Source organism: Schleiferia thermophila (genome assembly GCF_003337435.1).
In the GTDB taxonomy this organism is placed as follows: domain Bacteria; phylum Bacteroidota; class Bacteroidia; order Flavobacteriales; family Schleiferiaceae; genus Schleiferia; species Schleiferia thermophila.
The window spans coordinates 556,246-581,622 of sequence record NZ_QPJS01000001.1 but is presented as its reverse complement, the minus strand read 5'-3'; the positions used below and the strand labels follow the sequence as shown (position 1 = coordinate 581,622).

At 41.4% G+C, this 25,377-nt stretch carries 21 protein-coding genes and 1 tRNA gene; 8 read left to right on the top strand and 14 right to left on the bottom strand.

Features of this window, described 5'->3' with window-relative positions; genetic code table 11:
* The 8 genes from porM to DES35_RS02445 all read right to left on the bottom strand — a co-directional run bounded on the left by porM (position 1) and on the right by DES35_RS02445 (position 10,201).
* Positions 1-1,530: a type IX secretion system motor protein PorM/GldM gene (porM, locus tag DES35_RS02480; RefSeq protein WP_114365703.1), complete on the bottom strand. Its 1,530-nt coding sequence runs from the start codon at positions 1,528-1,530 to the stop codon at positions 1-3.
* Between the two features lie 31 nt (positions 1,531-1,561).
* Complete coding sequence (porL, locus tag DES35_RS02475; protein ID WP_051889408.1) at positions 1,562-2,233, bottom strand: type IX secretion system motor protein PorL/GldL; 672 nt, start codon at positions 2,231-2,233, stop codon at positions 1,562-1,564.
* A gap of 47 nt (positions 2,234-2,280) precedes the next feature.
* Positions 2,281-3,702, bottom strand: a complete 1,422-nt coding sequence (gene porK, locus DES35_RS02470; protein WP_037360141.1) for a T9SS ring complex lipoprotein PorK/GldK — start codon at positions 3,700-3,702, stop codon at positions 2,281-2,283.
* 85 nt (positions 3,703-3,787) lie between these two features.
* Positions 3,788-4,735, bottom strand: a complete 948-nt coding sequence (locus DES35_RS02465) for a PorP/SprF family type IX secretion system membrane protein (protein WP_037360139.1) — start codon at positions 4,733-4,735, stop codon at positions 3,788-3,790.
* Between the two features lie 92 nt (positions 4,736-4,827).
* Positions 4,828-6,009: a formimidoylglutamase gene (locus DES35_RS02460; protein ID WP_037360137.1), complete on the bottom strand. Its 1,182-nt coding sequence runs from the start codon at positions 6,007-6,009 to the stop codon at positions 4,828-4,830.
* Between the two features lie 13 nt (positions 6,010-6,022).
* On the bottom strand, positions 6,023-8,317 hold the full coding sequence (topA, locus tag DES35_RS02455) for a type I DNA topoisomerase (RefSeq protein WP_114365702.1): 2,295 nt from the start codon (positions 8,315-8,317) through the stop codon (positions 6,023-6,025).
* A 75-nt stretch (positions 8,318-8,392) separates the two neighbouring features.
* Positions 8,393-8,833, bottom strand: coding sequence for an NfeD family protein (locus DES35_RS02450; RefSeq protein WP_037360133.1), 441 nt, complete (start codon positions 8,831-8,833; stop codon positions 8,393-8,395).
* 6 nt (positions 8,834-8,839) lie between these two features.
* Positions 8,840-10,201, bottom strand: a complete 1,362-nt coding sequence (locus tag DES35_RS02445; RefSeq protein WP_211306525.1) for a hypothetical protein — start codon at positions 10,199-10,201, stop codon at positions 8,840-8,842.
* 214 nt (positions 10,202-10,415) lie between these two features.
* Here DES35_RS02445 and DES35_RS02440 point away from each other — a divergent pair, with 214 nt between their 5' ends.
* A complete protein-coding gene (locus DES35_RS02440; protein ID WP_037360131.1) occupies positions 10,416-10,667 on the top strand; it encodes a type B 50S ribosomal protein L31 in 252 nt (83 codons plus the stop codon).
* 43 nt (positions 10,668-10,710) lie between these two features.
* On the opposite strand, the gene DES35_RS02435 is transcribed toward DES35_RS02440, so the two are convergent.
* The gene (locus DES35_RS02435; RefSeq protein ID WP_114365700.1) at positions 10,711-11,547 is read right to left on the bottom strand and encodes a mechanosensitive ion channel family protein; all 837 of its coding nucleotides are present in this window, start codon (positions 11,545-11,547) and stop codon (positions 10,711-10,713) included.
* A gap of 152 nt (positions 11,548-11,699) precedes the next feature.
* Here DES35_RS02435 and DES35_RS02430 point away from each other — a divergent pair.
* The 5 genes from DES35_RS02430 (at position 11,700) to DES35_RS02410 (ending at position 17,195) form a co-directional block, all read left to right on the top strand.
* Positions 11,700-11,776, top strand: a tRNA-His gene (locus DES35_RS02430).
* A 291-nt stretch (positions 11,777-12,067) separates the two neighbouring features.
* A complete protein-coding gene (locus DES35_RS02425) occupies positions 12,068-14,836 on the top strand; it encodes a 2-oxoglutarate dehydrogenase E1 component (RefSeq protein ID WP_114365699.1) in 2,769 nt (922 codons plus the stop codon).
* Between the two features lie 28 nt (positions 14,837-14,864).
* Complete coding sequence (odhB, locus tag DES35_RS02420; RefSeq protein WP_037360127.1) at positions 14,865-16,118, top strand: 2-oxoglutarate dehydrogenase complex dihydrolipoyllysine-residue succinyltransferase; 1,254 nt, start codon at positions 14,865-14,867, stop codon at positions 16,116-16,118.
* Between the two features lie 9 nt (positions 16,119-16,127).
* Entirely contained in the window at positions 16,128-16,778 is a 651-nt protein-coding gene (locus DES35_RS02415; RefSeq protein ID WP_037360125.1) for a heme exporter protein CcmB, read from the top strand.
* A 9-nt stretch (positions 16,779-16,787) separates the two neighbouring features.
* Positions 16,788-17,195: a phage holin family protein gene (locus DES35_RS02410; protein ID WP_114365698.1), complete on the top strand. Its 408-nt coding sequence runs from the start codon at positions 16,788-16,790 to the stop codon at positions 17,193-17,195.
* Between the two features lie 75 nt (positions 17,196-17,270).
* Here the strand turns inward: DES35_RS02410 and nhaC are convergent, their stop codons facing one another.
* Entirely contained in the window at positions 17,271-18,689 is a 1,419-nt protein-coding gene (gene nhaC, locus DES35_RS02405; RefSeq protein ID WP_037360123.1) for a Na+/H+ antiporter NhaC, read from the bottom strand.
* 113 nt (positions 18,690-18,802) lie between these two features.
* On the opposite strand from nhaC, the gene DES35_RS02400 reads away from it, so the two are divergent.
* Positions 18,803-19,231, top strand: coding sequence for a response regulator (locus tag DES35_RS02400; protein ID WP_037360121.1), 429 nt, complete (start codon positions 18,803-18,805; stop codon positions 19,229-19,231).
* Here the strand turns inward: DES35_RS02400 and DES35_RS02395 are convergent.
* The 4 genes from DES35_RS02395 to surE all read right to left on the bottom strand — a co-directional run bounded on the left by DES35_RS02395 (position 19,196) and on the right by surE (position 24,550).
* Positions 19,196-21,040, bottom strand: coding sequence for a ComEC/Rec2 family competence protein (locus DES35_RS02395; RefSeq protein ID WP_051889402.1), 1,845 nt, complete (start codon positions 21,038-21,040; stop codon positions 19,196-19,198). The two genes, DES35_RS02400 and DES35_RS02395, sit on opposite strands and share 36 nt — an antisense overlap.
* A 55-nt stretch (positions 21,041-21,095) precedes the next feature.
* Positions 21,096-22,313, bottom strand: a complete 1,218-nt coding sequence (locus DES35_RS02390) for a SpoIID/LytB domain-containing protein (RefSeq protein ID WP_037360119.1) — start codon at positions 22,311-22,313, stop codon at positions 21,096-21,098.
* Positions 22,297-23,415, bottom strand: a complete 1,119-nt coding sequence (gene lpxB / locus DES35_RS02385; protein WP_037360117.1) for a lipid-A-disaccharide synthase — start codon at positions 23,413-23,415, stop codon at positions 22,297-22,299. The genes DES35_RS02390 and lpxB overlap by 17 nt, the downstream gene beginning before the upstream one ends.
* A gap of 319 nt (positions 23,416-23,734) precedes the next feature.
* On the bottom strand, positions 23,735-24,550 hold the full coding sequence (gene surE / locus DES35_RS02375) for a 5'/3'-nucleotidase SurE (protein ID WP_051889401.1): 816 nt from the start codon (positions 24,548-24,550) through the stop codon (positions 23,735-23,737).
* Between the two features lie 98 nt (positions 24,551-24,648).
* Between surE and DES35_RS02370 the strand changes: the two genes are divergently transcribed.
* A complete protein-coding gene (locus DES35_RS02370; protein WP_114365696.1) occupies positions 24,649-25,335 on the top strand; it encodes a zinc metallopeptidase in 687 nt (228 codons plus the stop codon).
* Positions 25,336-25,377 lie beyond the last annotated feature (42 nt).

Sequence of the window (25,377 nt, the reverse complement as noted above, 5' to 3'; positions counted from 1 at the left end):
TTATTGAATATCTATGGAGATCGGACTGATATTGGTTACCTGAAAATCCTTTGGACCTACAGCTCTGATATTTCTGATGGTAATACTGGAGCCTGGTCTTAGTGACTCAATTTTTTTTCGGGCAGCATCATCAAATCTGTTTCCTCTGATTTGTTGAGGCGGGAATCCGGGTATAACTACCTCGAATGAGATAACATTCAAAGAAAGATCAAAAACAAAGTCCTCAAATACAGCCTGAATTTCAGCTGCTTTAACAGCGTTAGCTGAGAATAGACCGCCTTTTCTGTTGTAGATCATACCAGATGCTTGAGGCAAACCTTTAATTCTGAATTCCTTCTCTCCAGCCTTACGGGTACCATCATCGGATTTTACGAATACTTCGTATTTGGCCTTTGTACCCTCCATTTTGGTAATATCTACTATGTAAGTACCGTCGGGCTTTTTGGTGAGCCCAGGCCCCCTTACTTCAACTTTCGATGGATCAACGCCGGGGACACCAACTTCCAGTGGGTTGTCTACACCTCTATAAAGGACATTCATAGCTGTAGGAGAGATGACAACTGAAGATGGAGCTACTGTATATTTTTGTGTGGGAATCTCATATTCTTTGAGTTCACCATTTTGTTTGATGACAATTTTTCCTGAGTAAGATTTTTCACCTACTGAACTAGCAGGGACGCGATACTTAGCTATTCCATTGTTTATCAATGAAGGATCCAGAGGTTGGCCATTGATGTAGATTTCTGGTTTTTGGGTAGCGTCAAAGGCAGCAAGGAAAATTTCTGCTTCATAGGTCTCCCCCTGTGTCAAAAACAGTGCATTTGGTTTTACCACAGCGTAAACATCGGTAAACTTTAAATCGGTTTTACCAATGTTTCTTTGAAGATGAGAGATAATATCAGCTTCGGCATTGCGTACATTGGCCTGAATACCAGTAATAAAGGGGATGACAGCTGCAAGCGGGAAGTGTTCAAATGTGGCATTTTCCCATTCAATCATCACATCACCTACTTTCTTTTTCTCCGTATTAAATAAAGCTTCCAGCATGTTTATAAGTGCGGCTTCTTCATCTACATACTGTTTCATGTTGTTCCGGAATTGTTCTAATCTGGCTCTGATTTCCCGCGCTTTCCCACCTTCGCTAACCAGAAGATAGTTGGCTACTTTTTCTCTGTTGTCGAGTCCTTTAGGTCTATTGGTTTTTTCATCAATCCCGCCAGTAATTTCTATAAGGTCATTTTTTATGCCCTCAAGGTAATTATGGAGTTCATCAGCTTGTTTTTTTACCTCGTACGCTTTATCACGCCAAACTCCGGCTTTCTCAGGATTTTCAGAGGCAGCCAGGTCAAAAGCCTGATAGATAAACGCGAGCTTTTTCTCCACGGTCATCACTGTGGAGGACAGGTCGTCGTTAAGTTTTGTAAGTGCTTCGAGGATATCTTTAGATATATTCAGTGCCAGCAGAGCTGTAAGCACCAAATACATCATGTTGATCATTCGTTGTCTTGGACTGAGTTTTCCCTGAGCCATTTTATATTATTCTGATTTAATGTTTATATGTTTACTTGCTAACGCCCATGGCCGAAAGCATACCTCCATATACTTTATTCAGGGCGGACATATTGGTCACTAATTCGCTTAATTCAGTAGAAAGTTTCTCTGTATTTTCAATGCTACTGCCCAACTTCTCAATTAAAGCATTTTGCAATTCCATCTGGCTGGCAGTACCCTCTAATTGTACAGCATAAAGTGCATTCAGACTCTCCATATGCTTTGCAGCAAGAGTGATTTGCTCAGTGTATTTTTGAGTACCTTCAGCAGCATCTATAGTTTCATTGAGTTTCAAAGCAGCATCGCCGAATTTTCTTAAACCATCGCCAAGGCTTTTAATAAGCTCCTCATCAATGCTAGCTTCCTTCAACATATTGTCGAGCTCCTGTGTAAGACTGGTACCGCCTTGAGGTACCAAAGCATTATTTTTTGAATCTAAATCTTCTACACCTGCCAACTCAGGATATACTAAGGTCCAATCGTATTCCGGTGCAGGTTTCTCAAAAGCTGAAAAGAAAAAGATCACTGCCTCTGTAGATAAACCAATAATTAGCATCAAGTCAGCTCCTGTCCAATGAAGGATTTTAAACATTGCACCTAAAATGACAATGGATGCACCAAAGCCGTACAGTTTAGCTAAAAAGTTTTTGAATTTTTTTCCGTTTACATCAATAAGTGGCATTTTTCATTGGGTTTTTAGGTTAAACAATTGTTAGGAATTATTTTTATTTAAAAATCTTTCAGATCTCTGCCCAGAAACGACTGTACGCATCTAAAACCTACATACGACTTTGCTGTATCCTGGTATTCAAAATCTCTGGTGCTTACCTGGAGATAGTATGCAACATCTTTCCATGAGCCTCCTCTGATGACTTTTCGCTTTAAAGTTTCGTCGTCACGATCGCTTGCGTTGTATTGAAAGTCAGGACTGATATCGCTAACATAATAGTAGGATGCAGCATCAAATGCTGTGGAAGTCCATTCTGCCACATTTCCGGCCATGTTGAAAAGATTGAATCCATTGGGGTTATACGCAGTTACTTTTACCGGATAGAATCCTCCATCTGCCGTTAAATTTCCTCTCATCGGTTTGAAATTGGCCAAATAACACCCGGAAGAATTTATTGCATAGGGACCTCCCCATGGATATGTCATATTGTTTATACCACCTCTTGCTGCGTATTCCCATTCAGCCTCTGTAGGCAGGCGAAACTCTTTCTCTTTTGGTTCACCGATGGAGACAAGATAATCGTTTCTGTATTTTGTCCTCCAATTGCAAAATGCACGTGCCTGTTTCCAGGTGATTCCAACTACAGGATAGTCATCATAAGCGGGATGGTAAAAATAATCATCGTGCATGTGTTCATTAAAAGAGTATGCGAAGTCGTGAATCCAGCATAAAGTGTCGGGATAAACATTGATAACTGACTGTTCGAAAAATGATGATCGATCGGATTCTTCTTTTGTTTCCTTGATATAATCGCGGTATGAAAATTTTTTTCCATCATTGTCATCATCATAAAAGTCGAAAAGTACTCGGTTCGATTTCTGTGCCGCCTTTTGTTTGTTGATCCAGAAAAATACATAATTAAGCTGTCTGGCATCAATGATACGCTCCCCCATAAACCGCTCTTCTGGAGGGAGGTACATTGATTCAATGATCTGAGTGTACTCCTCACTGGGATATTTTCTCGGGTCCCAAATAAGTCGTGGTTCCCAGTTGAGAGAACGTTTCATGGAATCTGGATAATTGTTTTCCATGTATTCATCCAGAAAAGTCGGCCTTCTTGAGGTTTCCGGAGAGATGAATTCATAACCCGGAACATCTTCATTCTCAGCCAATCTATATCGAAGGATGGAGTCCCTGACCCATTCCACAAATTGTCTGTATTCGTTATTTGTTATTTCAGTTTGATCCATCCAAAAAGCCGGAACAGATACTGTTTTTGTAGGACTGATCTGTGCATAAGGGACATCTTGATCGGCATTTCCCATATTAAAGGATCCCTGGCGAATGAATACCATGCCATAAGGCTCTGAAGGATACCATCTTGGCCTGTCTTTTACTCCCACCAATTCTCCGTGATCGGAGCTTCTGCAGGAACTGAGCACAAAACCAGCCAGAAGTAACCATGAAGTGGCTCTAACCATATTGCAATGAATTAGGTTACTGATATAGGTATGTTTAGTCATCCCGGTTAACGATGATTTTTTATTTTTATTTCGGGGCGCTATATTACAAAAATCTAACATTTCTATAACTGCCAATTTCTCTTGGTGGAATAGTGATTTTAAAACAATATCTGAAAAATATTTCATGGCTACCGGATGACACTCTTCGGATTGATGAGGTAGTAAGGTCATACGAATATCCCAAAGCAAGAGAAGGAAATACTTGAGCACCCGCCATTATTGCTATCGCGTCTACAAATCTGTAGGATATTCCTCCCCAGAATTTTTCGCTTAAATAGGCCATGGCATTGATGTCCATTTGGAATTTTGTAAAATCGTATTTAATAAAGGCACCTGGTACTATTACGATATTTGTCTCATTGATGGGGAGATTGTATCCAAAATGCCCAATCATAGTTCTCCGACCACGAAATTTCACAATCCCACCTTGTCCGTTTTGTAGATCTGTCTCTGCTTCTAAAAGTCTAACCGATGAAATACCGGCGTTGAATTTTGACCCTTCATAATGAACTCCTAATGCGATATCCGGACTTAAACCCGTAGATGCCGGCGAAGCAATCGAACCATCGGATACCCATAGATTTCCGCTGGGAGTAATCCAATCTGCCTGACCGAGGGACTTATTGATGAGGTCTGCCCTTATACCTATTCCTAATACACCGTCATTGAGTTGAAGGTGATAGGAATACGAAAGACCTATACTCACATCATCAAAGAATCCGATTTCATCTCTAAAAAGTCTTAATCCTAATCCACCGTGTAAAAACTTAACAGGTGATTCTACTACTCCACTTAGGGTTACAGGGGCACCTTCGAATCCAACCCATTGACTTCTGTAAAATAATGTAGCACAGATGGATGGCGCTATACCGGTATGGGCAGGGTTGTAAAAAGTTTTATTAAACATAAATTGGGTAAACTGAATTTCCTGCTGGGCTGTGGAGGTTTTAATAAGTATAATCGCAATAATCAGTATATAGATTTTTTTCATGCGGTTTGTTTATGCAGAAGGCTATAAGATTTGGCTAATTTATAACATTTTTTAAATTGTCAATAAAATTGATTGTTTTTTGCTCAGAGTTATTAGATTACAATTGTTTTTTGATATGCTTTCCACCAGCGAACGGGAATTTCCTGATTTACTGCATTCTGATAATCCTCTTCATTACAAGGAATTAATATGTTTCGTTCCATTGTGGTATCTCCGTTGATGATTTGTGGTACTTCAAGCCACCATCGACTTGTTTTTGGATTTTTATAAAATACCAATTCATAATCGCCCTCTTCAATGATGACAGTAAACTTAAGAAAATCTCTTTTTGATGTCAGTGGGTAGTCTCCTTTTCTATTGAAAAAACCTTCTACAAAATACCAGATCATCTCTGCTGCCAGGGAAGCAGAAATCAAATGGTGATCAAAAGCCGGGTTGTATCCAAAGAGTCCAACTGCCATTAATTTGTCACTTAATCCGGCATAGCGCATTATGGCGCATGCTTCTTCTCCTGTAAAACCATTAGGTTGTGATCGAGAATGACCTGGATTGTCAGATGCCTTGATACTGATCATATCAAAAGAAAGTATGTCTGCACTTCTGACCAATGGCTCTACTTTTTTTATGGGTTTTAAATCACCTAGTCTGTAGTGGTCAAAAAACATTTTATCCATCAATTGAAGCTCTTCCGGACTTACCAAGTAGGTCTGATAGCCAATATTGGTGAAGTTGTTCAGGATGTAGGGTTTTTGTAGTACCAGATGGCTCAGATAGTTGGTATCATTGACCGCCTCCTCAATAGTTCCTATATCAAGCATAGCATCCGCCGACGTAATGTCTACGTATTGTTCCAATTTCGAAAAGCCCAGGTACATCGGATACAGAAGGTCATTTGATCCGCCAATTACGATGGGAATGATCTGATTTTTAAAAAGATACTCACATACCATCTGTAGGGCAGCATATGTATCTTTCAAGGAGTTACCTTTCCTGAGATTGCCTAAATCTGCTATACATGATGCCTGCCAGTTGCCTGGATAGAGCCGGTAAAATCTGGATCTAATCTTATCCACTCCAGCAGCCGAACCTTTGTTTTCGATAGATCCACGGTCCTCCGCCACTCCAATTAAAGCTAATTTTGAGGATTCCAGGTTTGGCAATCCTTCGAATTCGCTGTGATACCTTATTAATTTGCCCAATTTATGCGGCAATATATCTTTAAGGTCGTCGAGCAAGTGTTCTGAAACCGGATACAAAAGTTCTGAAAGTTCCATATATGAAGGTCAGTTACTTTTGGTTTTGCGAGTTAATGATTTCAAGCACTTTTTCCAATGTCAGTTCTTCAGGTGCAGTTCCTTTTGGAATTTTATAGTTGTTTTTGTCTTTTTTGATGTAGGGTCCATATCGGCCTTTGAGGATTTGGATTTCAGAACCATCATTTTTCAATACTTTGATGATGTTAGAATTTGCTGACGTTTTTTTCTCTTCTATCAGTTCAATGGCCCTTTCTATGGAGATTGAAATGGGATCGTCACCTTTTCCCGTATTCAGAGAAATAAACATCGAATCGTACTTTAAATACGGTCCATACTTACCGACTGAGGCTATGATTTCTTTTCCCTGATATTCACCAACTTTTCTAGGTAATTCAAAGAGTTTTAATGCTTCTTTGAGCGTAATGGTTTCAATGGATTGATTTTTCAGCAAACTGGCAAATTGGGGTTTCTCTTTGTCAGTACTTTCACCCATTTGAACCATGGGCCCGTAACGCCCTATTTTGGCATATACATTTTTACCTGTTTTCGGGTCCTGACCTAACAGTCGCTCACCGGTTACTTTTTCGGATTTCTCAGTCACCTGCTCGACGGTCGGATGAAATTGATTGTAAAACTGCCTGATCATTTGTACCCAGTCGAGATTTCCGGTAGCGATTTCATCAAACTGTTCTTCCACATTAGCCGTAAACTGATAGTCTAAAATATTTTGGAAATTTTCTACTAAAAAGTCCGTTACCAGGATTCCGATATCCGTGGGGAATAATTTGTTTTTCTCTGCTCCTGTGGTCTCTTTTTCTGTCTTTTTATCTATTTGATTGTCATTCCAGGTCAATATGGAATACTCCCTGATCTTGCCCTCTAGTATCGGTTTGTGCACATACCCTCTTTTAATGATGGTTGCAATGGTAGGCGCATAAGTAGAGGGTCGTCCGATACCGAGTTCTTCGAGCTTTTTCACCAATGAGGCCTCTGTGTATCTGGGTGGATGCTTGGTAAACCTTTGAATGGCCTCAATTTTAACTGCCTGTAAGGTATCACCTTTGGCCAGATTGGGGAGCAAGGCAGCATCTTCATCAGCTTCTTCGTCGTCGGTACTTTCAATATATAGTTTTAGAAAGCCATCAAATTTTATGACCTCGCCTTTTGCCTGGAAGTTCAGTTTGTGGTCTGGGGAGTTGATGGTTACTATTGTCCGGTCCAGCTGGGCATCGGTCATCTGTGAGGCAACGGCTCGCTTCCATATCAATTCATAAAGTTTTTTTTGTTGGGCATCGCTGCCGGCTGATTTCTTATCAAAGTAGGTGGGTCGGATAGCTTCATGAGCTTCCTGAGCACCTTTGGCTTTGGTGGTGTATCGTCTGGGTGTGGAATATTCCTTGCCGAATTCAACGGCAATTTGCTTAGCTATGGCATGAATAGCTTCTTCACTCAGGTTGACACTGTCGGTTCTCATATAGGTAATGTACCCATCCTCATAAAGCTTTTGAGCAAGGGTCATCGTTTGTGCTACCGAAAATCCAAGTTTTCGCGATGCTTCTTGTTGCAGAGTGGACGTGGTAAACGGTGGAGCCGGTGACCTGGAAGCAGATTTCTTCTCCACACTGAGTACTTTGAAGTCAAAGCCGGTGATTTTTTCTAAAAATTCAAAAGCCTCTTCCTCAGTAGATAGTCGGTCGCTCAGTTCTGCTTTAAATGTTTTACCGTCTTTGCTCAAAAAGATACCAACAACCCTGAAATACGGTGTTGACGTAAAATGCAGAATTTCTCTCTCCCGCTCTACTATCAATCGTACTGCTACCGATTGCACTCTTCCAGCACTTAGTCCCCCTTTGATTTTTTTCCACAATACAGGAGACATTTCAAATCCTACCAATCGATCCAGAATCCTACGGGCTTGCTGAGCATTGACCAGGTTGAGATCGATCTTCCTGGGATGCTGGATGGAATGCTGTATGGCAGATTTGGTAATTTCGTGAAAAACAATACGGTTTATTTTCTCCGGAGCAAGCTTAAGCGTTTCGGCAAGGTGCCAAGAAATGGCTTCTCCTTCCCGATCTTCATCGCTGGCTAGCCATACTTTTTCAGCTTCATCGGATAGTTTTTTTAACTTTTTGACCACATCTTTTTTGTCGGGGGAAATGACGTATTTCGGTTTGAAATTGTTCCTTACATCTACACTTAATCCTTTGGTGTCCAAATCCCTGATATGTCCATATGAACTCTCAACTTTAAAATCTTTCCCTAAAAATTTTTCTATTGTTTTAGCTTTAGCCGGTGATTCTACAATGAGTAAATTTTTTGCCATCAGAGCACTATTTTTTGCAAATTAACTTTATTACACACGGTCTTTAAAAAGGGTTTTATTCAGAAGTCATAAAAATTATACTTTTTTCACTTTCAACACTATGCTCTCGTATGAAACGACTTTCACTTGATCGCCCTTGAAGACCGGATCAGAATTTTCGGCAAGTATGGCTTTCCAGCTTACCCCATCGAGTTTCACATATCCATCTGATCTCGAATTAGTTAGATCGGTCTCTGCTATGGCCAGTCTGCCGATCATGGCATCGGCGTTTGTCTTTATGGCCTTGCCTTTGTAAAGCTTTTTGGCTAGTGGTCTGATGTATACTATACCAAGTATGGAACAAGCCGAAAATATCAGCCAGCTTACCTCAAAAGAAACTCCAAAAAAAGTAAACAATGCCGTAATAAAACAACCTAGTGAAAGTGCTGCAGCAAAAAATGCTGGTGTAAAAATTTCCAGAATTAGCAAGGCAATGCCGGCGATTAGCCACCATTGGGTTGGAGAAATTGCTTCCATATACTGTTAATTTTCATAATATTCATAAGCTCCCATGTCTGGCAGTCCGCCATTTGACCTAAATTTCCTTCGTATATCCAGTGGATAGCGGACTGCATCGTCAAAAAAAGCCTGGTCAATTACCGGACTGAGAGAATCGGGCAAGTAATTGTTTTGCGAAACATCTCTGAAGCGCGGATTCAGATTGATCTTGCAATCTTGGAATACAAGCGGATTGGACACATTAAACCCCCTTTTCGAAGTATCGGGATCAACCCTGAGAAGACTGTTTCTGAAAAAATACTCCAAAACACCTCCATTGGCAGACGGTGCCCTGAGTATGCCCAGCTCCTGATTGTTGGAGCCATATATGATGCAACTGGAAAAGTCGGCCTTGTGTATATCCCTTACCTGAATGTTTCTGTTGATGTCCTCAAAAAAATTGGTAATAGCTACCGCCGGCGTACTTCTGGCATTTTGATTCCAATAATTGGCAAAAGTGGTAAACGTGAAGGAATAGCGACCCCCAAGAGCATAAAAACAATACAAACCGCAATTGGCTACCACTGTACTCACCACTTCTGCACTACCAAATCCGCCAAGCAATCCTACCCTGGAAAAATTGTACAGTCGCGTGTTGGTAATTTTTGTATTTGGGTCCGGACTATCCAAACTGTCGAGGACTATTCCTATGGTTCCATTTTTTATAAATGCATTATTAATCACATTGTCAATGCTTCCGCCCATAAGAAAAATACCTCCTAAAGCTCCGCCCCATTGGCCCGGAATTTCTTTGTAAAAAGGTTCCAGCCGGTCTCCCTCGAAAATTACAGGATTGTCATAAGATCCAAGATTGTCAGGGTCCACCTTCAGACTTCCTCCATTATATACCCAAATACCACTGCCGGAGTGGAAATGAAGTCGGGTGCCAGGCAGTATGGTTAAGGTACACAAGCTGTCGATGACCCAATAACCATAGATTACATGTGGTTTATCGTTGGGCAAGGTTGTATTGCAAGGAGCAAGGCTGTAAGGCAAACCAAATTGAGGTATGTATCTGTCCGGAAAATGAAAGTATGCATCGCTTACAAGACTTACCAGATGCACATATCGGGTAGAACCTCCTGAGCTGAAAAGAATTGAATCGACGTACAACAGCTCAAGGGCATTGGACAAAGGGGTAATTTCAACAAAAATGTACATGCTATCACGGGGACCAATCTCCACCCTTTCTACCGCTTTTCCTGAAATTCCATTTACATTCAAGCGATACCATGACTCCTCACCCCGCGCAAGGGCTACCTTCTCTATTAAAATTCCTTCGTTGGCATTGTTGAATACTTTTAATACTCGCGTTGAAGAATTTAACCCGTTAAAAATTGTATCCAAATACAATGTATCTGCTGAAAATCTAATATCTAAATTTAAATTATTAAAAATGAACTCTTTACGACAGGAAATACCTCCAAGCAATACTGCAATGATTATATAAACTGTTAAAGGTTGTCGTCTTTTCATTCACAAGCTAAAAGTAGTTGCAAATTAACAGCTTATCTCACTACATTTGCACCCTGTTTTAAGTGCTGTAAAGAAATTTTGTAACATGAAAGAAAACATTCACCCTAAGAATTACAGGCCAGTTGTAATGAAAGATATGGGTACCGGAGACTATATCATCACCAAAAGCTGCGCCGAAACTAAAGATACAATTGTAGTGGATGGCATCGAATATCCTTTGGTAAAAATGGAAATCTCATCCTTCTCGCATCCCTATTTTACCGGAAAAATGAAAATCGTAGATACTACCGGAAGGGTCGATAAATTCAGAAACAAATACGCCAAATTCAAAAAATAAAGTTCTTGTAATAAAAAAAAAGGGGCCTAAGGCCCCCTTTTTTTTATGCCTGCTTTAAGTGAACATCGAGCTGAGGGAATGGTATGGAAATACCCTTTTGATTAAAGGCTTTGTAAGTATTTTCATTAAGGTCGAAATAACAAGGCCAATAATCAGAAGTATTAACCCATACTCGTACCACAAAATTCAGAGAGCTGTCCGCCATTTTAATAAGCCGGATAAAAGGAACCGGATCCTTGTGAAATCGCTCATCGTTTGAAATCAGTTCTGTTATGACAGCTTTCACCTGGTCAATGTCTGAACCGTAAGCAACTGAAAATTCCATATCCAGCCTTCTTATTTCATTACGCGTAATATTGGTGATAGTGGAATTGGCCAATTGGGCGTTGGGAACGATAATCCTTTTATTGTCGAAAGTAAAGATTATGGTGTGAAATATTTGAATCTCTTTTACCGTGCCTGCCATTCCATTGAAGTCAATGGCTTCACCTACTTTAAATGGCTTTAGTAATAGGATGATGACACCCCCGGCAAGATTTGAAAGGCTACCTTGAAGTGCAAGACCTACTGCCAGACCAGCCGCACCAAGTACAGCCACAAACGAACTTGTCTGAACACCTAGAAATCCAACAACTGCAATAATCAATACAACTTTTAGCAATACATCGATGATGGTCAGCAGAAATGGTCTAAGAGTTTCATCTACATCCGCTTTGGTGAAAACCTTTTCTATTGCCCTAACCATCCTTTTAATCAGCCACAACCCAATGATCAGTATGAGTGCTGCCTTGATAAGCATCAGACCATACTGAATGGCCAGGTCCACATATTTGTCAACATTAAAATTTGACTCGAGGATTTCGAATTCGTTGTTTTTCATATCTAACCTATTTTATTTGAACAATCAGGCGCAAATAAAAGCAAAGCAGACTGAATATTTCTGTACAATCACATGAAACATTTCACCAGATTCACGAAATAAATTTGGAGATTTTACATTTCTAAATATTACATTTGCAGCCCGAAAAAATGGTGGCTGTAGCTCAGTTGGTCAGAGCGTCGGATTGTGGTTCCGAAGGTCGTGGGTTCGAGACCCATCTGCCACCCCAGTTGAAGTCGGCTAATCAGCCGGCTTTTTTATTTTGTTTGAAGTGCATAACAAGAAACTGAAATTTTCTTAAATTTTCCGAAATTAAGAATTCATCAATTTTTACAATGAATCATAATCCTAATTTTTAATAGATTATATCTTATCTGACTCCTGATTTTGCACATCAATACCATGTACTTTGATGAATAATAAGTCTCATTGGCCGATTATTAAAACGTTAAGCTTTTTGTATTGTAGTTTTGACCCTGAAATAAAAGTTTTTCAAACAAACCTCCCAATTTATCCTCGCATGGACAGATTTTCGTTTCTGAACGCTGCTCATTTACAGTTTTTTGACGACCTCTATCAGCAATATCTCGAAAATCCCGATGTCATAGAGCCATCCTGGAGGGCTTTTTTTCAAGGATTTGATTTTGCCAATGAATTCATTGGGGCTTCAGGTGGAGAAGAAAAAATCGCGGTAATAGAAAAAGCCATAAATGATAGTGCAGACCTTATTCACATAAAAAAGGAATTTAAAGTCATCCAGCTCATCCACGACTATCGACAACGCGGACACCTCTTTACCGAGACCAATCCTGTAAGAGCTCGCCGTAAATACAGTCCTACACTGGATATCGAAAACTATGGTCTTGGGCAGGAAGACCTATCGAAGCATTTTGAAGCTGCCCGGGAGTTAGGTTATTCCAGCGCCAGGAGCCTAAGCGACATCATTCGGCACCTGAGAAATGTATATTGCCGTTCTATAGGTGTCGAATTCATGTACATACGCGATGTTGAACGAAGGAAGTGGATCATCGATCGGCTTAATATAAACGAGAATTTGCCGAATTTTACAGCCGATGAGAAAAAATATATCCTTACCAAACTTACTGAAGCTGTCGCTTTTGAAGCATTTTTAAACACCAAATTTGTCGGGCAAAAGCGATTTTCCATCGAGGGAGCCGAATCCTTGATACCTGCACTTGATATGGCAATCACCCACGCAGCTGACCTTGGCGTTCGAGAAGTGGTAATGGGCATGGCACACAGAGGTCGGCTGAATGTGCTGTCAAACATTTTCGGAAAGACACAGCGCGATATTTTTTCAGAATTTGCAGGCAAAGAATATGAAGATGAGGACTTTGACGGAGACGTAAAATATCACCTCGGGTATAGTACCACGCGCGTACTTGACAGCGGTACTCAAATAAAAATGACCCTCTCGCCAAATCCCTCACATCTTGAGGCAGTGAATGCCGTAGTAGAAGGCATTGCACGGGCAAGAATTGACTACGGCCACGAAGGAAATGCCTCCAAAGTGCTACCAATTCTCATTCACGGGGACGCTGCCATAGCAGCTCAAGGAATTGTTTACGAGGTTATTCAAATGGAAACGCTTGAAGGATATCGCACCGGAGGCACCATTCATTTTGTCATCAATAACCAGGTAGGCTTCACAACCAACTACCTCGATGCTCGATCCAGCACCTACTGTACCGATGTGGCCAAAGTTATTCTGGCACCTGTATTTCACGTCAATGGCGATGATACCGAAGCTGTGGTCCATGTGGCCAAATTTGCCACCGAATACCGGCAGAGATTTCTCAGAGACATCTTCATCGACCTGCTCTGTTACCGAAAATACGGACACAATGAAGGAGATGAACCCAGGTTTACCCAGCCTCTTCTGTATAAAATCATCGCCAAACATCCCAACCCACGGGATATTTACATGAAGAAACTCAAGGAAGAAGACCTTGTGGATGAAGAATTTCTCAAACAAATCGATGCTAACTTCAAGGCCATCCTTGAAATGAAATACGACGAATCCAAGAAAATTGAAAAGAATAAAATTACACCATTTTTACAGGACGATTGGAAAGACTTTAAAAAAGCCGTCTTAAAAGACTTCTTTCCCTCTCCCAAAACAGGTGTTTCTCGTGAAAATCTACTCAAAGTAGCCAAAGCACTTACCACATTACCACCCGATAAAAAATTTTTCAACAAACTTGTTCGTCTTGTAGAGGACCGACGAAAAATGGTTGAAGAGCGAAACGCCCTCGACTGGGGAATGGCAGAACTAATGGCCTATGGCACACTCCTGCTAGACGGTATACCCGTTCGTATTTCCGGAGAAGATGTAGAACGAGGCACTTTTTCCCATCGACATGCAGTTATTCTGGTGGAAGACTCCGAAGAGGAAATCATTCAGCTCAATCATATCCAACCCGGGCAAGCGCGATTTGAAATATACAATTCACCGCTGAGCGAATACGGTGTTCTCGGCTTTGATTATGGATATGCTCTTGCAAGGCCTCATCACCTCGTAATCTGGGAGGCACAGTTTGGAGATTTCGCCAACGGTGCTCAAATCATCATCGACCAGTTCATCAGTGCAGCCGAAGACAAGTGGGCTGTACAAAATGGCTTGGTCATGTATTTGCCCCATGGCTACGAAGGTCAGGGCGCTGAGCATTCCAGTGCGCGTCTTGAGCGTTTTCTACAGCTCTGTGCACAGTTTAACATGATTGTCTGCAACCTCACCACCCCGGCACAGCTCTTTCACATGCTTCGACGGCAACTTGCCTGGCCCTTCCGCAAACCAGTGGTACTCATGTCACCAAAATCCTTATTGCGCCATCCCAGGGTCATCAGTACCCTCGAAGATCTCGAACAGGGTACTTTTATGGAGGTAATTGACGATCCAATAGCCTCTAAAAACAAAGAGCAGATCAAAAAAGTCGTCTTTGTGTCAGGTAAACTGTACTATGAACTACTGGAAGAACGCGAAAGAGAAAACCACTTCGAAACTGCTCTTGTACGTATCGAGCAGCTTTACCCATTGGATGTGGACACTATTTATTCCATATTGCAGAGCTATTCAAATGCCGAAAAAATCGTGTGGGCTCAAGAAGAGCCTGCCAACATGGGCGCCCATTGGTTTATTCGTATGCACCTTGACATCCCGAATCTCCAGGTCGTGTGCCCCTCAGCCAGTGCAAGTCCGGCCAGCGGCTCACACCAGGCAGCTGTTGCTTTGCAGAGAAGAATCATTAAAAAAGTCTTTAGCATCTGACAAAACCCAATCCTAAAAACGCTTCCCTATGATTTTAGAAATGAAAGTGCCCTCTCCAGGGGAATCCATCTCAGAGGTAGAAATCGCAAACTGGCTCGTGAATGACGGTGATTATGTCGAAAAAGACCAGGACATCGCCGAAATAGACAGTGACAAAGCTACCCTTGCCCTTCCGGCTGAAGCATCCGGTATAATTAAAATTCTCGTTCCTGCAGGTAACACCGTGGCGGTGGGACAGGTAGTGTGTACCATTGATACTTCGGCATCCGGTCCCTCTACCTCAAAAACTTCAGACAAAGCTACCTCAGAAACAAAGCAAGATCTCCCCAAAACTGAGACAAAGCAACCCTCTTCCTCCTCCTCAGAGCCACCAAAAGCACCTACAGCCACATATGCCACTGGTACCCCATCGCCAGCAGCCCGAAAACTCATCGAAGAAACAGGTGTATCGCCATCCTCAGGTACCGGACGCGATGGCCGTATCACCAAAGCAGATGTACTGAGAGCCGTCGAAGAAACTAAAGGCCGTGCCTCTATGGGATCACCCGGCACCGGAAGTCGCAGCTCTTCACGCAAGCGGATGACAGCTCTACGCAGAAGACTTTCCGAGCGTCTGGTTTCCGTAAAAAATGAAACAGCTATGCTCACCACCTTCAATGAGGTGGACATGAAAGCTATATACGACCTTCGTTCGCAATACAAAGAAACTTTTTCTGCTCGTCATGGCGTAAACCTGGGTTTTATGTCCTTCTTCACACTGGCATGCGTCAGTGCTCTCAAAGCATTTCCACAAGTTAACTCCATGATCGACGGTGAAGATATGGTCACATACGACTTTTGCGACATTTCCATAGCCGTAAGTGGGCCAAAAGGCTTGATGGTCCCAGTACTACGAAATGTGGAAAATATGACGTTCGCAGGCGTCGAAAAGGAAATCAAACGCCTGGCCACTCGCGTACGCGACGGATTGATCACCGTCGATGAAATGACCGGAGGCACCTTCACCATCACCAATGGTGGTGTATTTGGTTCTATGCTCTCCACTCCCATCATCAACCCTCCACAGTCTGCTATACTCGGCATGCACAATGTAGTAGAGCGCCCTGTAGTCAGAGACGGACAAATTGTGATACGCCCCATCATGTTTGTAGCCCTTAGCTACGACCATCGAATTATCGATGGTCGAGAGTCAGTAGGCTTTCTTGTCCATGTAAAGGAATGCCTGGAAAATCCTATCGAAAAACTCATGGACGGCAACCCCACCAAAGCACTTGAACTCTGAGCCCAATCCATGCACACACTTCGGCAAATCATCCGACTTATTGCCGTTGACCTGAGAATCGAATGGCGGGAAAAGCACCAGCTTTTCTCGCTTATACTCTATATCACCTCTTCCGTTTTTGTCGCCTACATGCTGCTACGCAACAGTCAATCACCCCGCGTCATCATCTCTGTATTCTGGATCATTCTCTGCTTTGGAGCCATCACCACCACTTCGCGCAGTCTCATACGCGAAGCCTCCCAACGTTTTATTTTCTACTATCAGACCCTGGACAGCCGCACCCTGATTATTTCCAAGATAGTGGTCAATACTTTGATGCTAAGCATTATATCAATATTTACCGCTGCTTTGTTCAGTCTCCTGTTTCCTATTGATTATCCAATTGGCTACCTGATCAGCACATCACTTCTGGGTTCTATGGCATTTGCCTCTACTCTGACCCTTATCGCTGGCATATCTGCTACGGTACAAGGCAACACCGCCATTATGGCCATACTGTCCTTCCCTTTGCTCTTACCTCAGTTATTAGTCCTTATCCGCATTAGCGAGGCCCTGGCGCTCTCCCTCAGCCCTAGTCGCTACATTATCTCCACACTCCTGCTTGATGTTGTCACCGTAGCTCTTAGTCTTATCCTGTTTCATTTTCTCTGGAAAGAATAACTTAGCATCATGAAATTTCATTTTCGCTTTTCACTTCAAGACCCACCATTTCACATTCGTTTGGCAGTCAGTACCTTAAGCATCTTCATGGCCTCTTATATAGCGCCCGGCGTACATTTACGAGATATTTTAGCTGCTTTTATCGTAGCTCTTGTACTTGCGGTATTTAACATTACCATTAAGCCTATGCTGATCCTACTCACTCTCCCGGTTACCCTTTTTACGTTTGGCATATTTTTATTTGTCATCAATGCACTCGTGATCCTGATTGCGGCCGACCTTGTCAACGGTTTTGACGTTAGTGGCTTTTGGAGTGCACTTTTCTACAGTTTCCTGGTGTCTGTAATATCTGGTATACTCCACGCTATCGCGCAAAACCTCAGTCAGCGCACCCCTCCTACTCGGCCTCAAGCTTGATTTTTTTCAGTCATAACATTCTCATAGGAAGCCAGAAAGAATTTTCATTTTATTCTGAATGTTTACAGAATACGGTCAGAGTCTTTTAATTTTGATTTGAAGTGCAGCTACCAATAGAGTGGTAAACGGACTCAGCAGGCTGAAAAAAACAAAAGGCAAATAGCTAAATGTGGCAACGCCGAGGATACCGGAATGATAGGCCCCACAGGTATTCCAGGGTATGAGGACGGAGGTTACCGTGCCGCTGTCTTCGAGGGTTCGGCTGAGATTTTCAGGTGCTAATCCTTTTTGTGTATAAGAAGGAGCATACATCTTTCCGGGTATGACGAGAGAAAGATATTGGTCACTTGCGGTGATATTTACAAAGAGGGTTGTACCCGTTGTGGCGGCAAAAAGAGAAAATTCACTCTTAGCAAGTGACATGATGGCATCTGTTATTCGGCGAAGAAATCCGGAAGCTTCCATGGCTCCTCCGAAGCACATGGCCGAAATGATGAGCCAGACAGTATTGAGCATACCGGCCATACCCCCTGTTGAAAGTAGCTCATCCAGGGCATCAAGGCCTGTATGGGTCTCATGGCTGGTGGTGATAACCTGCATCAGAAGGCTAATTTTCTGGCGATAATCAAGTCCGCTTAACGCAAAATCCGTCTGGAAAAGCAGGGCCGAAATAATTCCTCCAAGAAGACCTACAAATATGGCCGGAATGCTGGGAAAGCGAAAAGCTATCAAGAATATGACCAGTGCTGGTACCAGAAGAGAATAAGGGGTAATGTAAAAGTTTTGCTGAAGTACTTCGACGAGTTGCCCGGTAGCAGCACTTTCTACAGAAAACGTACTCTTTGTCAGTGATATACCAGTGAAAATAAGCAGAGAAATTGTATAGGTCGGTATCGTGGTAATGCTCATGTAGCGAATATGGCGGGCCAAATCAGTACCAGCTACGGCTGCAGCAAGATTGGTCGTATCTGAGAGAGGGCTTAATTTATCACCAAAATAAGCTCCGGTGAGTATGGCTCCTGCAGAGATGGCCGGACTAATACCTAAAGAATTGCCAATGCCCATCATCGCTATGCCCACAGTAGCTGAGGTACTCCATGAGCTGCCTGTGGCCAGGGAAACGATAGAAGATACCAATACCGTGAGAGGAAGAAAAAACAAAGGGTTTAAAATTTTAAGTCCATAGTAAATCATGGTAGGCACGATACCGCTAAACGTCCAAACTGCAGCCAGGGAACCTATTAGAAGTAGTATGAGAATTGCAGGACTGCTCTGCTTGATGTTGTCCGCTATACTGTCCTGTATCATTCGCCATGTAGTACCATATCGGTAAGATAAGGCGAAGGTGAGAAAAGCACAAAAGATAAGAATTAGTTGGTTGCTACCGCTAAGAGCATCGCTTCCCGATATATATAATACATTGAATGCCAATAATATAATGAGAATAGCTACTGGAAGTAGAGCAACGAAAAGCGGGATTTTTCTACCTTTCAAGAATTTTTTCGCCAAAATACATATGCGGCTAAATCAATGTGTAATTTTTTTTGTTAGATAGGTGGTATCTATGTAAATTGATATCTTTGCTTCGTGTAAAAAATACACTTATTATGGTTGATTACGATGTAAATGATCCGAATACCATATCTGGTTCCAGGGTTTTAATTTTTGAAAATGATGAAGTGAATCAGCTCTTGCTAAAAATCATGCTGGAAAAAAATGAGCTAAATCCTGAGATAGTACCAAATGTAGAAGAGTTGTACAAAAAGGTTCAAAGTCATACATATGAACTTCTGCTACTCGACATGGAAAATAAAAACCCCTCTTCCTTTGAGATCATCGATCAAATCCGGAAAGAGATTAAGTCGGATATCCCCGTCATAGGTCTTTCTACAAAAGATTATCGAGGCAGGGCTATTTATCACGGGATTAATGTGCTGCTTCAACGGCCTATTGAAAACAGGGCATTGATGTACCACATTATGCGAGTGATTTACGGCAATTCAAAATACAAGAATCCAATAACTGTTACGATTTGATTTCCGGATCTCAAGATGCACGTCAGTCCCAAATGCGTACGATTGCTCTGGATTTTTTAAGTTAATCACAATCGAATTATCTGTTATAAAACTAGTCTTGTCTTTTGTTAACAGATTAATCTGTCTTTCTCCAGAAAGTTGTAGTTGAATTAAATCAGACATGGACTGAAAATCGACTAGATTCGGATCAATTTTTTCCATGATTTTGAATTTGGATAAGTAGAGTTTTTCCCCTTTTTTTAACTGCTGATAATACTTAGAAAAAATCGACATTTTGCTGCCAGATTTCAGAATTAGCAGAGGTTCCTCTTTATAAGAAAACAATCCAATTTTCAAAATATATTTATCTCGTACTAAGTGATGAAATATCTGCGTAATCTGTAGAAATAATATCAGAAGTAATCCGGTAAAGAGGTAATTCTTCTTTCGGTATATAAGAGATAATGAAAGCATAAAAACAAGAATTATCAATAAAAAAAACTGAAAGGGGGAAATAAAAATACCTTTGACAACTGAAAGTGGTAATAACTGGATGCATTCGGCCAGGTAGGTATTGACTTGAATAAGCCAAACAGGGATGATGCCCAAAGGAGATAATTGAGGTAAAACAGAACAGAACAAGGCCAGTGGAAATCCAACATATATCACCAATGTAACTATGGGAATAGCAAATATATTAGCAATAAAAAAGTAGGTAGGAAATTGTGAAAAATAGTACATAGAAAATGGGACTGTAAATAGCTGAGCAGCTATGGAAACAGAGAGCAACCTAGTGATTTTATCCAGTACAAATTGATTAGAAAATGACAGCATATTGTACAATTTATCTGAAAGCATCACAATTCCCAAAACAGCAGAATAGCTAAGCTGGAACCCAATTTCAAACAGAAGGAATGGATGAAAGGTTAATATCGTAACTGCCGAAATAGCTAAGGAGTGGTATATACCTGTTTTTCGCTTCAAAGATTGTCCAATCTGAATAAATGAAAACATAGTAGCCGCCCTGATAACAGAAGGCGAAAAACCAGTCAATAATGCATAAAACCAAAGAGATAATATGATAATCCCCGACTTTAAAAATGGCATACGATGACCCATTACAAAGTTTAGAATCCAACTCATCAGTACATATATCAACCCTGTATGCAAACCTGAAACAGCAAGGACGTGAATAATACCAGTGTCTGAATAAGTAGTCCGAACATCTTCAGAAAGAAAATCCTTGGTTCCACTAATCAGTGCAATCAGTATTTCTTTTGCCTTTGAATCACCAGGCCATTGTAAAATAGACTCAACTAATCTTCTGTTTAGAAACCATGCAGGCCTGTAAGGAGATAAAAATCCATTTTTTTCGATATACAGTACCTTGGCCTCATTTAAAAAACCCGTGTGGGAAATGCCTTTGCTTTTATAGTATTGAGAGGGTGAAAAAGCATAGGGTATTGTAACATCTTCTATTGGCTGAAACCTCGTCTGGCTCAAAAGAACATCGCCTGGCCATAAAATTATACTGTCCTTAGATTTGTTTACAAATAAAATCGCTTCAAAAAGATGGGTAGAAGCCAGGTCAAAAACCGATACTTTGAGTTGTACATAGGTGTCAGAATCTTTCAAAATTCGTTTTACTCTTGCAACGGATACATCCGAATAATTAGTTTGATTTCGTAAGAAATATTTATTCTCTGTATCAAAGAGAAAATAACCTAGAAAATAAAAGCTCACATGAGCAAAAAACCCCCTATAGTTTTGGAATGCCAAAAATCCTGATATCAAAAATAGGAACACTGCCAACAGCACCACAGTTGGCATTGTGAATAAGCAAAACCGAGCCGTTATAATTCCTGAGATGAAACATAAAGAGACCTTAAAAAGCCAGTTGTGTGGCTTCTGCCAGTATCTGCTTGTATTGGCTAAGGCTCTCAAAGCTTACATTCTGGTAGTAAAAATAAATAATTTCTTTGTACGAAAATCCTTGAGAAGCCATGTTGATAGCTCCTTCTTGTGAAAGTCCTACTCCATGACCATTGCCTTTGCCACTAAGGATGTACTGATTTCCATCGGGTTGGATGTCAAAAAAAGTAGATTTAAGTTGGAAGTGAAACCTGAAATCCCGTAACGGAAAGGACTTATTTTGGTATCGGAAATGGTTTAACCTTACGGGCTGATGAAAGCTGTCGATGGCAGCTATAAGTTCCGAAGTTACTTTTAAACCGAGCTTTCTGGCTATGTATTCCTGCACGTCTTTTTTTGGAAGTCTTTTGGTCCACTGATATGAGTTCATTCCTACGGAATAGGGATCTTCCTTAGCCACTAGATTGGGTAGTTTTCGATGCCAGGCATCTTCGGCACACACCGTATGACCTCCACTGTTTGCATGGAATGCAGCAAATATGGGCTGCCGGCTGGCCGAATCAACGACTATCGTATCCCGAGTTTCGGATACTGCCTTTCGGATAAGGTCGGAATATCTGTAATAAGCCCGGCTATGATAAACCTGCGAAGTGATATCATCCTTTAAATTATAGCCCTCCTTTAGGTGTTTGGTAATGTTGCGGATGGCAAATGTTCTCGCCAATACAGCCTGTGCTTTAAAGTATTCCAGTTCTGGGAAATTACCCCCTTCCGATTCCACGACTCCAGCCACATATTGCTCAAGGTCCACATGATTGACCGCTACCATCGACTGGGAGGTAGACCAGATGTAAAGACTTCCATCGTACCATCTTTCTTTTTTATTGAGGTGAAACAGGAAGCTGCAGGAAGTATCGCCGGCAATGAAGTACAATCCATGGTATCGGCCTAACGCTCGGCGACCTTTGAACAACAAAAGATGTGTGCCCTGTTTTGTAATGGTAAGCAAATTGTCCATACCTGCGGATGAAACTTCTATGATTGTATCGACCAACATTCGCTGAGAATCGATGGCTGTGATGAAATAAGTTCCGTTTTTTGGCCGGAAAAGAGCCTCATGAAAAATTTCGTTACTAAATATCCGTACCTTGATATCAGACTCCTGGGCAGAGAGCATCACGGTGCCAATACAACAAGTAATGAGAAAAAGCAATTTAAACTTGCTTACCATGCTCTGTGATATATTCTTTGATAAATATTGCCGCTCGTTGCGAAGCGCCACTTCCGCCAAGTAGCTTATGAAGCCTGCTGAAGTTCTGATGTTGCTCCTCGACCACTTTTGGGTCTGTAAGCAGCATGCTTAGGTGTTCTTTTATTTTGGAAGGCGTCACTTGATATTGAATCAACTCAGGTACTGCGGGATGGTCTAATATCAGGTTAATAAGTGATATGTATTTAACCTTGACCAGTTGTCTGGCGATCCAATAACTAATAGAGTTGCCTTTGTACACGACAATCAAGGGTGTGCCAAGCAAAGCTGTTTCAAGAGTTGCAGTGCCCGAAGTCACTATAGCAGCTTTTGACCGTCTGATGAGTTCATAGGTTTTTTCTTTGATAATCTCGACGTTTGACTTGCCTTTTATGCAGAGCTGAAAAATTTCATCGGGAAGGTTAGGGGCAGCAGCCACTACAAATTTTCTGTCCGGGAAATGTACTGCCACCTCAGTCATCACAGGAAGTATGTGACGGACTTCCTGGAGCCGGCTACCTGGTAGTAGTACTACGTCAATATCCTTATCAGCATCTGACTTTTCCACTGATTGCTTGTCCAGATATAGGGCATCGAGCAAGGGATGTCCGGCGAATTTTACCTCATAATTGTATTTCCTGTAAAAATCTCGCTCAAAAGGCAAAATCGTGATCATTAAGTCGATGTTTCTAATGATTTGATAAACTCTGCTCTCCTTCCATGCCCAGATTTGAGGACTTATGTAATAAATGTTTCTACATCCTTGTTTTTTTGAAAATTCAGCTACCCTTAGGTTAAATCCGGGAAAATCAATGAAGATGACAACATCGGGTCTGTTTTTCGAAATCCAATTTTTGCAAAAGCGGAGATTCTTCAGGATTTTGGGCAGGTTGCTGATGACTTCCCAAAACCCCATAAACGCCATTTCCCTGTAATGCAACAATAGATGAGCTCCATTTGCTGCCATTTTGTCACCTCCAAAACAGTAAAATGCTCCATCAGGGAAGAATTTTTTGAGATGTCTGAGCAAATTGGCTCCATGCAGATCGCCCGATGGTTCACCAGCTAAAAGTAAAAATTTCATAGTTTTGGAGATAGTACAAAATAAGAGTGTATCTTATCGCATTGAAATTCAGAGGATACGGAAATTTACAACAAAAATTTGTTAATAACTCCAATGATGAGAATTACAAGTGAAGACACCAGGATGCCTTTAGCGGTTTGTTCTTGGTCTCGATTGATGAAGAAAAAAAAGAGTATCACATTGATAATCAATCCTAGACTGATCACCTGAAAGAAAAGGGATTTGATTTCAGAGATAGTAAGACTTGACTGACCAGAGATCAAAACGGGATATTTGATTAGTACTCCAATAATTGCCAACAATGGCGGTATCAGAGCAACTAAAAGTCCTTTGGCAAGGCTTCCTTTGTGGTGTGACGGGAAATTTCGAAATTCCATTTAGACATCGCTTTGAGTTGGTCATAGGCTGTAAAATCGACCTTAATAGGCACTACCGAAATGAAGTAATTTTCAAGGGCATATTCATCAGTATCTTTACCTTTATCGTGATTTACAAAGGACCCAGACAGCCAGAAATAATTTCTGCCTCTGGGGTCTTTTCGTACATCTATTTCTTCTTCCCACATAGCTTCTGCCTGACGGCAAATTTTTACTCCCTTGTAGTCCTGGTTATTTATTACTTTTGGAATGTTCACATTCAGACAAATACCTTTTGGAAGACCATGCTTTAAAACCAATTTTGAGATGACCCTAACCCAGCGGAGTGCTTTAGAAAAGTCGGCCTCCCACGCATAATCCAGCAATGAAAATCCAATGGAAGGAATATTTTCCAAAGCACCTTCCACTGCAGCTGACATGGTGCCACTGTAAATGACATTGATGGAAGAGTTGGAACCGTGATTGATGCCGGAGACGATCAAATCCGGCTTTCGGGGCAGCAGATACGATACAGCCAATTTAACACAATCTACAGGAGTGCCTGAACATGCATATTCTTTTTGTGATCCATCGTCAATTTTGATCGGATCACATCGAAGTGAGGAATTGATGGTAATGGCGTGTCCCATACCAGATTGAGGCTTGTCTGGTGCCACTACTACCACATCGCCAATATTCTGAACGGCTTTTATAAGATTTCTGATACCGGGAGCCGTGATGCCATCGTCATTACATACCAAAATCAACGCTCTTTTCATTCCATAACTTAATAGCTTGCAAAAATAGCCTTCTGAAGACTGACAGCCCTTTTTATCGGCATTTGCTTTGTTATTTTTGTTGTAAATTTTAAAGAAATATGATTGTAATTCTAATTGTTTTTGCAGTAGTTGGCTACATTGTTCAATTAAAGCTCAAATCGAGATTTGAAAAATATAGCCGTGTACCTGTAGCGGCTGGTCTTACCGGTGCAGAAGTAGCTGAAAAAATGCTACGCGACCATGGAATTTATGATGTGAGGATTGTTTCTGTACCCGTTAAACTTACCGATCACTACAATCCCTTGGAGAAAACTGTCAATCTCTCCCCCGAAGTGTACAACGGAAGATCTGTCGCAGCAGCAGCTGTAGCTGCGCATGAAGTAGGGCACGCCGTACAGCATGCCACAGCCTATGCATGGTTACAAATGAGGTCAGCATTGGTGCCGGTGGTGAGCTTCAGCAGCAAAATGCTCTCTTTTATATTTCTCTTTATGCTGTTCGGAACTTTTATCGTCAATGTGTTTTCCATAAACATGGTCTTGCTGACTATCATCATTCTCCAGGCAGCCATTACTCTCTTTACTCTCATTACATTACCGGTTGAATACGATGCCAGCAACAGGGCTCTTGTTTGGCTAGAAAATGCTGGCATTACATCTGTAAGAGAGCATCATATGGCCAAAGATGCCCTGAAATGGGCTGCCAATACGTATCTTGTAGCTGCTTTGGCGTCCCTGGCTCAACTGTTGTATTATATTTTGCTCTTTCTCAACAACAGGGACTAAAACTATAAATTTTTATTAATGTACTTTGTTTCCGGCCAATGG